The 8115-nt window shown below is 62.1% G+C and carries 6 protein-coding genes and 2 pseudogenes; 5 read left to right on the top strand and 3 right to left on the bottom strand.

Annotation, left to right across the window (positions count from 1 at the left end):
• From istA (BV908_RS21410) to BV908_RS21390, 5 genes and pseudogenes are all read left to right on the top strand, one after another.
• Positions 1-717 (top strand): annotated as a pseudogene (istA, locus tag BV908_RS21410) (IS21-like element ISRsp3 family transposase); the annotation flags it as partial.
• Positions 707-1486, top strand: coding sequence for an IS21-like element ISRsp3 family helper ATPase IstB (gene istB / locus BV908_RS21405; protein WP_006955904.1), 780 nt, complete (start codon positions 707-709; stop codon positions 1484-1486). The pseudogene istA (BV908_RS21410) and the gene istB (BV908_RS21405), both read left to right, overlap by 11 nt.
• A gap of 90 nt (positions 1487-1576) precedes the next feature.
• Positions 1577-2203: an aldehyde dehydrogenase family protein gene (locus tag BV908_RS21400; RefSeq protein WP_103739172.1), complete on the top strand. Its 627-nt coding sequence runs from the start codon at positions 1577-1579 to the stop codon at positions 2201-2203.
• A gap of 41 nt (positions 2204-2244) precedes the next feature.
• Positions 2245-3831 carry an FAD-dependent oxidoreductase gene (locus BV908_RS21395; RefSeq protein WP_103739171.1) on the top strand — a complete coding sequence of 529 codons (1587 nt, stop codon included), beginning with the start codon at positions 2245-2247 and terminating at the stop codon, positions 3829-3831.
• A 52-nt stretch (positions 3832-3883) separates the two neighbouring features.
• On the top strand, positions 3884-5038 hold the full coding sequence (locus BV908_RS21390; protein ID WP_103739170.1) for a Xaa-Pro peptidase family protein: 1155 nt from the start codon (positions 3884-3886) through the stop codon (positions 5036-5038).
• 75 nt (positions 5039-5113) lie between these two features.
• Here the strand turns inward: BV908_RS21390 and BV908_RS21385 are convergent, their stop codons facing one another.
• From BV908_RS21385 to istA (BV908_RS21375), 3 genes and pseudogenes are all read right to left on the bottom strand, one after another.
• Positions 5114-6490 carry an amidohydrolase family protein gene (locus BV908_RS21385; protein ID WP_172751426.1) on the bottom strand — a complete coding sequence of 459 codons (1377 nt, stop codon included), beginning with the start codon at positions 6488-6490 and terminating at the stop codon, positions 5114-5116.
• A 139-nt stretch (positions 6491-6629) separates the two neighbouring features.
• Positions 6630-7409 carry an IS21-like element ISRsp3 family helper ATPase IstB gene (istB, locus tag BV908_RS21380; RefSeq protein WP_006955904.1) on the bottom strand — a complete coding sequence of 260 codons (780 nt, stop codon included), beginning with the start codon at positions 7407-7409 and terminating at the stop codon, positions 6630-6632.
• A pseudogene (gene istA, locus BV908_RS21375) lies at positions 7399-8115 on the bottom strand (IS21-like element ISRsp3 family transposase); the annotation flags it as partial. The gene istB (BV908_RS21380) and the pseudogene istA (BV908_RS21375), both read right to left, overlap by 11 nt.

Raw genomic sequence — 8115 nt, 5'->3', positions numbered from 1 at the left:
GCCTGGTTGGAAGAGCGGTGCATCGCACAATGGGGAGAAATCCAGCATGGCGTCCTCCCCGGCACAGTTGCCGATGTGCACGCCGTTGAGATTATCAGCCTGATGCCGATGGGGCGGGCCTTCGATGGCTTTGTCGAACATACCAAGCGCGTGTCGCCGACCTGCCTGATCGCGTTCGAGCGCAATCGCTATAGCGTTCCTGCATCCTTTGCGAACCGGCCAGTGAGCCTGCGGGTCTATCCTGATCGGTTGGTCATCGCGGCCGAGGGGCAAATCTTGTGCGAGCACAACCGGATTATCGACCGTTCTCACCAGAAGCCGGGGCAGACGATCTATGACTGGCGGCACTATCTGGCAGTTGTTCAGCGCAAGCCTGGCGCTTTGCGCAATGGGGCGCCATTCCTCGAAATGCCCGAAGCCTTCCGGCAACTGCAGGGGCATCTGCTCAAGCGGCTCGGTGGTGACAGGGAGATGGTCGAAATCCTCGCCCTTGTTCTACAGCATAACGAACAGGCTGTGCTCAGCGCCGTCGAACTGGCCCTCGAAGCTGGGGTGCCGACCAAAACCCACATCCTCAATGTTCTGCACCGCCTGATCGATGGCAAGGCTCCACCGGCATCCCCAATCGATGCCCCGCAGGCCCTGCGCCTCGCCCAGGAGCCTGTTGCCGATGTCGAACGCTACGACACGCTGAGGGCGTTACGCCATGCGTCATGATCCGGCCAGCGCCGCTGTGGTTGTCATGCTACGTGGCCTCAAAATGTATGGCATGGCGCAAGCCGCTGGTGATCTGATCGAGCAGGGCGCGCCAGCCTTTGATGCTGCCGTTCCGATCCTCTCACAGCTTCTCAAGGCGGAGATGTCCGAGCGGGAGGTCAGGTCCATTGCTTACCAGATCAAGGCAGCCCGGTTCCCGGCCTACAAGGATCTGGCAGGCTTCGACTTTGCCGTCAGTGAGGTCAACGAGGCGCTCGTGCGTCAACTTCACCGTGGTGACTTTATGGATAGCGCCGACAACGTCGTACTGATCGGCGGACCAGGCACCGGCAAAAGCCACATCGCGACGGCTTTGGGCGTCCAGGCGGTTGAGCATCACCGCAAAAAGATCCGCTTCTTCTCCACCGTCGATCTGGTCAATGCGTTGGAGCAGGAAAAGGCCGCAAACAGAGCGGGCCAGTTGGCCGAGCGTCTGTTGCGCCTCGACCTCGTCATCCTTGATGAGCTGGGATATCTACCCTTCAGCCCTTCAGGCGGGGCCATGCTGTTCCATCTGCTCAGCAAACTCTATGAGCGGACCAGCGTTGTTATCACCACCAACCTGAGCTTCAGCGAGTGGTCCAGTATCTTTGGCGATGCCAAAATGACCACCGCCCTGCTGGATCGCCTCACGCATCATTGCCATATCCTTGAAACCGGCAATGACAGCTTCCGCTTCAGAGCCAGTTCCGCCGCCCCAAAATCCAGAAAGGACAAATCACCCGCTTGACCCTGCTCGTCGCAGGCAGTACATTATCCACGCCCACCCGGGTCACTTCTCAATGAAAATCCCGGGTCACTTCTCAGTGCAACTCAACACATCACCCTCAACCAGGGTCAGATCTGCAGCGTCGGCTCCCGACTGCTGGTGCACAAATCGGTCGAGGAACGGGTGCTGGACCGGATCGTCAGCCGGCTGGGGGATATCGTGCCGGGTAATGCGCTGGACGCCGCGACGACGTTCGGGCCGCTGGTGTCCGAGCGTCAGATGAACCGGGTGCTGGGCTATTTCGACACGGCGGCGGCGGACGGCGCCGAGCTGGTGTGCGGTGGCGGTCGCTTCGACGGCATGGGCGAAGGTTTCTACGTCAAGCCCACCGTCTATCGCGCGGTGCAGCCGAGCGCCCGGATCGCGCAGGAGGAAATCTTCGGGCCGGTCCTGTCGGTCACGACGTTCGAGACGGTCGAAGAGGCGGTGCGCCTGGCCAACAGCACGAATTATGGGCTGGCGGCTTATGTGTGGACATCCAACCTGTCCGCCGGATTGCGCACGGCCAAGGGCATTCGCGCATCGGTGTTCCTCAACACGACGATCCCGAAGGGGGAAGGCGGCGGCCATGCCCTGTCGTTCGAGCCGATGCGCCAATCCGGCTTCGGCGTCGAAGGCGGTCTGGCCGGGGTGGCGCATTATGCGCATCGTCAGGCACTGTGGATCAATCACGATTGAAACTGGATAGCTCGTCCGGACGTCGGACAGGGGGAACCACAATGTGGGATTACATCATCATCGGCGCCGGTTCCTCGGGTTGCGCCGCCGCCTATCAGATCGCGCAGACGGCCCCCGGCAAGTCTATCCTGATCATCGAGGCGGGCGTTTCCGACAAATCCCCCTCGATCAAGGTTCCGGCCGGCCAGTTGAAGGCCATCACCACGTACGATTGGGGCTATGAATCCGAACCCGACGAAACGCGGCTGGGGAAGACGGAGCGATGGTGGCGTGGACGGGTGCTGGGCGGCAGCAGCAGCGTCAATGGCACCATGTATGTCCGCGGCGCGGCGCGGGATTTCGATCGCTGGGACGCGTCGCTCGGCCAGTGGAACGATGTCCGGTGGTCGGCCGATGAGGTGATGCCGGTGTTCGAGGCGATCGAGCATAGCGACCAGCCGGGGGCGGGACGTGGCCGTGCGGGGCAGTTGCATGTCCGCACCGTCCGTCACCCGCACGCGCTCTCACGCGCGTTCGTCGCCGCCGCCGTCGCCGCCGGTCACCCGCGCAACGCCGATTACAATGGCGACCGCCAGGATGGCGTCGGCTATGCGCAATTGTCGCAGCGGGGACGCTTCCGCTGCAGCTCGGCGACCGCGTTTCTGCGGCCGCTGCTCAAGCGCGCGAACGTGCAGCTGCTGCTGAACGCGCATGTCGACAAGATCGAGTTCGACGGCCGCACCGCGACCGGCGTGTCCTTCACGTTGGACGGCACGGCGCAGGTCGAACGCGGCCGGCACATCATCGTGTCCAGCGGCGCGATCAACACGCCCAAATTGCTGATGCTGTCGGGCATCGGCGATCCGGCGGAACTGGGCGAGCAGGGTGTCGCGACCAAGCTGGCGCTGCCGGGCGTCGGCCGGAACCTGATCGAACATCCGCTGGTCGGGTTTACGTTCAAGACACGCATTCAGTCATTCAACCTCACCGGCGGGATCCGCCAGACGCTCGGCTTTGCGGCGCAATATGCGCTGGGCAGGGAGGGGCCGATCGCCAATCCGTTCGAGGCGACCGCGTTCATCCGCTCGTCTGCGGACAAGCCCTATCCCGATCTGCAGCTGCATTTCGTGCCGGTCGGCTATTTCGTCTCGGAGACGGGCGACTTCGTCCTTCAGTCCTACCCGTCGGCGACGATCCTGCTGAACAATTCCTATCCCAAAAGCCGTGGGCGCATCCGGCTGCGGGACCCGGATGCGCAGGCCGCGCCGCGTATCGAATGCCAGCTGTTCGACAATGCCGAAGACCTTGACGTGCTGATCGACGGCGTCGCGCGCGTGCGCGAAATCGTGCGAGCCGAGCCGCTGAACGCCCTGCTGGAGAGTGAGGTCTATCCCGGCCCGGCCGTCCAGAGCCGGGAAGAGCTGGCCGATTATGTCCGGCGCTTTACGGGAACGGCCTATCACCCCGTCGGCACCTGTCGCATGGGCATCGACGATGACGCAGTGGTTTCGCCCGACCTGAAGGTCCGCGGGACCGACAATCTGTGGGTCGCCGATGCTTCGATCATGCCCGAACCGATCAGCGGCAATACCAACGCCGCCTGCCTCATGATCGGCGCGAAACTCGGCAAGCATATCGCTCGTCTGTGAATGGCGGACGGTCCCGCATTTTCCATCTTCAACCATACAGGGCACGCAGCGCATGGACCTTACCCCGATTTTCGACGCGCCGACGAAGCAGGAACTGCACGCGCGGATCGCTCGTCTTCAGGAAAAGATGATCGAGCGCAGGCTCGACTGGTATGTGTCGGTCCAACCGGACAATGTCTATTATCTGACGAACTTCGCGAATTTCATCCACGAACGGCCGTTCGTCCTGTTGATCCCCGCCCAAGGCATCCCGCATTTCGTCGCGCCGAAGCTGGAAATTCCGCACATCCGCAGCCGCGTGGTGGGTGAGATCGAGCTGGTCGAGTATTTCGAGTTTCCCGCGCCAGAGGGGCGACAATGGTCGGATCGGATGAAATCGGTGCTGGGCGCGTCCGATCGCGTCGGCGTCGAATCCGTCTGCCCGCTGCAAATCTATGACGAAATCGGCGCCGAGCGCGTGAGAGCCGACCTTGTCGACGATCTGCGGCTCATCAAAAGCGCGTATGAAGTCGGCCGCATGGTCTATTCCGCCGGCATCGCGAACGCCGCGCTGCAGGACTTTCTGGCCAAGGTGAAGGTCGGCCGGTCGCTGAGCGAGATCATGGCGGCCGGCAAGTCGCTGATGATGGGCATGCTGACTAAGGACAATCCCAACATCAACCCGTTCGCGACCCGCGCCGACGTGCTGTTCCAGCCGGCCCGCTATTCGGACGATCCGCATAATTTCAGCGATCTCGCCATGTGCATCGAGGACGGCGGGCCGAATGTCACGATCGTCAACGCGGTGCTGAACGGCTATGGCGCCGAGGTCGAACGCACCTTCTTCGTCGGTCTTGTGCCCGAGGCGGCCAAGCGACCCTATGAAGTGATGATGCTCGCCCGCCGGCTCGCGTTCGACATGGCGCGGCCGGGAACGCCGATGTGCGATCTCGACCGCGCGGTGAACGACCTGTTCGAGGCGAACGGCTATGCCGACAATCTGTTGCATCGCACCGGCCACGGCATGGGTGTGACTGGGCATGAAGCGCCGTTCCTGGCGGAAGGCGACACGCGCCTGCTGGAACCGGGTATGAGCGTCACGATCGAACCGGGCGTTTATCTGCCGGGCGTCGGCGGGTTCCGCCATTCCGACACGATCCTGATCACGCAGGACGGCAGCGTTTCGCTGACCAGCGGCCCCGACACGGTCGAGGCGCTGACGCTGTAACGGCCATTCGGAATTCAGTCTGGTTCTTTGAAGAGACCGCCGTCCACCCGATCGGGCGGACGGCGGTCTTTTTCGTTATTGCGGTTCCGAACGCGGATAGGCGGTCACGACCTTCTTCGTCGGCAGGGTCGATCGATCGACCTTGCGTCCGCCCTGGAAGATCGTGTCGATGCGACGGTAATTCTCGACATCGGCGAGCGGGTCGGCGTCGAGGATGAGCAGGTCGGCGAACTTGCCCGCCGTGACCGTGCCCAGCACATCGTCCTTGTTATAGGCGCGCGCGACGTTGCTCGTCGCCGCGAGCAGCAAGTCCATCGGCTTCATGCCGAGCTGGCCCATCGCCTTCAGCCAATGGGTATGATCGTTGCCGAGCGACCAGGGGCGGTCGGCCTTGTCCGCCTCGGGCATGTCGGCCAGGCAGTCGGGATCGGTGCAACCCGCGTCCGTGCCGAGCAGGATCTGCACGCCCGCTTCGATCATCTTCACCGTGTTCTGCTGATGCACGCCGCCGGCATAGATCGTCATCGGCTGTTGCGTCTGTTCAAGATGGCACTGGAATTCCTGCGTGACTGGCTGGATTTCGGCCGAAATATTCTTTTTGACGATCTCCTCGATCAGTTCGTCGGGGATCGGCACCTTCGAGGTGAAGGTCGCGTGGATCAGGATGTCCGCGCTCAGCGAAACGGCGTCGTTGAGGCTTTCGAGTGACGTGGTGTGCGTGAGCAGCGGCTTGCCCGCCGCCCGTGTCTCTTCGGCGATCACGCGCTGAACACGCGCCGAGAAGGTGAGATGCGGGTTCAGCCACTCGGTCAGGATGTGATCGCTGACCGCGAATTTGAGCATGTCGATGCCCTTGCCGAGATATTCGCGGATGATCAGGCGGACTTCCTCGGGCGGCAGCGCGGCGAGGCGGCGTCCGACGCCTTCCTCAAACAGCGCATCCATGCGGTTGCAGAAGGTCTGGCTGCTGGTCTCGCGCGCCTTTTTCGAGAAGTCGGGCGAGAAGGGGCCGCCCATGCCGACGATGTTGCCGGCGGCGAAGATGCGCGCGCCTGCCGCCTGACCGCTGGCGATGCGATCGCGTGCATACAGGACGGGCTGAAGCGCGTTATAGGTGTCGAATACCGTCGTCTGGCCGGTCGCCAGCGCGATTTGCGCGGCTTCCTCGATCACTTCATGCAGGCGGCCTTCGAACCGGGCGAGATACTCGACCGTGCCGATGCCGATCATCATCGTCCAGGCATCGAGCAGATGGACGTTGGAGTTGATGATGCCAGGGATGACGAACTTGCCGGCGGCGTCGATGACGTTCGCGGCCTCCGGCAGGGTCGAGCCGTTGCGCGAACCGGCGGCGAGGATGCGATCTCCTTCGATCACGACCACCGCATCGGGCACCGGCGCGCCGCCGGTCCCGTCGATCAACGTAGCGCCCGCGATGACAGTCTTGGTCATTTCAACTCTCCAGTCCGTTGGCATTGTAGGTCGTGTCAGGGTCAGCGATGTGTTGAGTTGCACTGAGAAGTGACCCGGGATTTTCATTGAGAAGTGACCCGGGTGGGCGTGGATAATGTACTGCCTGCGACGAGCAGGGTCAAGCGGGTGATTTGTCCTTTCTGGATTTTGGGGCGGCGGAACTGGCTCTGAAGCGGAAGCTGTCATTGCCGGTTTCAAGGATATGGCAATGATGCGTGAGGCGATCCAGCAGGGCGGTGGTCATTTTGGCATCGCCAAAGATACTGGACCACTCGCTGAAGCTCAGGTTGGTGGTGATAACAACGCTGGTCCGCTCATAGAGTTTGCTGAGCAGATGGAACAGCATGGCCCCGCCTGAAGGGCTGAAGGGTAGATATCCCAGCTCATCAAGGATGACGAGGTCGAGGCGCAACAGACGCTCGGCCAACTGGCCCGCTCTGTTTGCGGCCTTTTCCTGCTCCAACGCATTGACCAGATCGACGGTGGAGAAGAAGCGGATCTTTTTGCGGTGATGCTCAACCGCCTGGACGCCCAAAGCCGTCGCGATGTGGCTTTTGCCGGTGCCTGGTCCGCCGATCAGTACGACGTTGTCGGCGCTATCCATAAAGTCACCACGGTGAAGTTGACGCACGAGCGCCTCGTTGACCTCACTGACGGCAAAGTCGAAGCCTGCCAGATCCTTGTAGGCCGGGAACCGGGCTGCCTTGATCTGGTAAGCAATGGACCTGACCTCCCGCTCGGACATCTCCGCCTTGAGAAGCTGTGAGAGGATCGGAACGGCAGCATCAAAGGCTGGCGCGCCCTGCTCGATCAGATCACCAGCGGCTTGCGCCATGCCATACATTTTGAGGCCACGTAGCATGACAACCACAGCGGCGCTGGCCGGATCATGACGCATGGCGTAACGCCCTCAGCGTGTCGTAGCGTTCGACATCGGCAACAGGCTCCTGGGCGAGGCGCAGGGCCTGCGGGGCATCGATTGGGGATGCCGGTGGAGCCTTGCCATCGATCAGGCGGTGCAGAACATTGAGGATGTGGGTTTTGGTCGGCACCCCAGCTTCGAGGGCCAGTTCGACGGCGCTGAGCACAGCCTGTTCGTTATGCTGTAGAACAAGGGCGAGGATTTCGACCATCTCCCTGTCACCACCGAGCCGCTTGAGCAGATGCCCCTGCAGTTGCCGGAAGGCTTCGGGCATTTCGAGGAATGGCGCCCCATTGCGCAAAGCGCCAGGCTTGCGCTGAACAACTGCCAGATAGTGCCGCCAGTCATAGATCGTCTGCCCCGGCTTCTGGTGAGAACGGTCGATAATCCGGTTGTGCTCGCACAAGATTTGCCCCTCGGCCGCGATGACCAACCGATCAGGATAGACCCGCAGGCTCACTGGCCGGTTCGCAAAGGATGCAGGAACGCTATAGCGATTGCGCTCGAACGCGATCAGGCAGGTCGGCGACACGCGCTTGGTATGTTCGACAAAGCCATCGAAGGCCCGCCCCATCGGCATCAGGCTGATAATCTCAACGGCGTGCACATCGGCAACTGTGCCGGGGAGGACGCCATGCTGGATTTCTCCCCATTGTGCGATGCACCGCTCTTCCAACCAGGC

Source organism: Diaphorobacter sp. LR2014-1, from assembly GCF_002916785.1.
Classification (GTDB): domain Bacteria; phylum Pseudomonadota; class Gammaproteobacteria; order Burkholderiales; family Burkholderiaceae_C; genus Diaphorobacter; species Diaphorobacter nitroreducens.
Note: the sequence above shows the minus strand (reverse complement) of the source record. Positions and strands in the feature narration are given on the sequence as shown.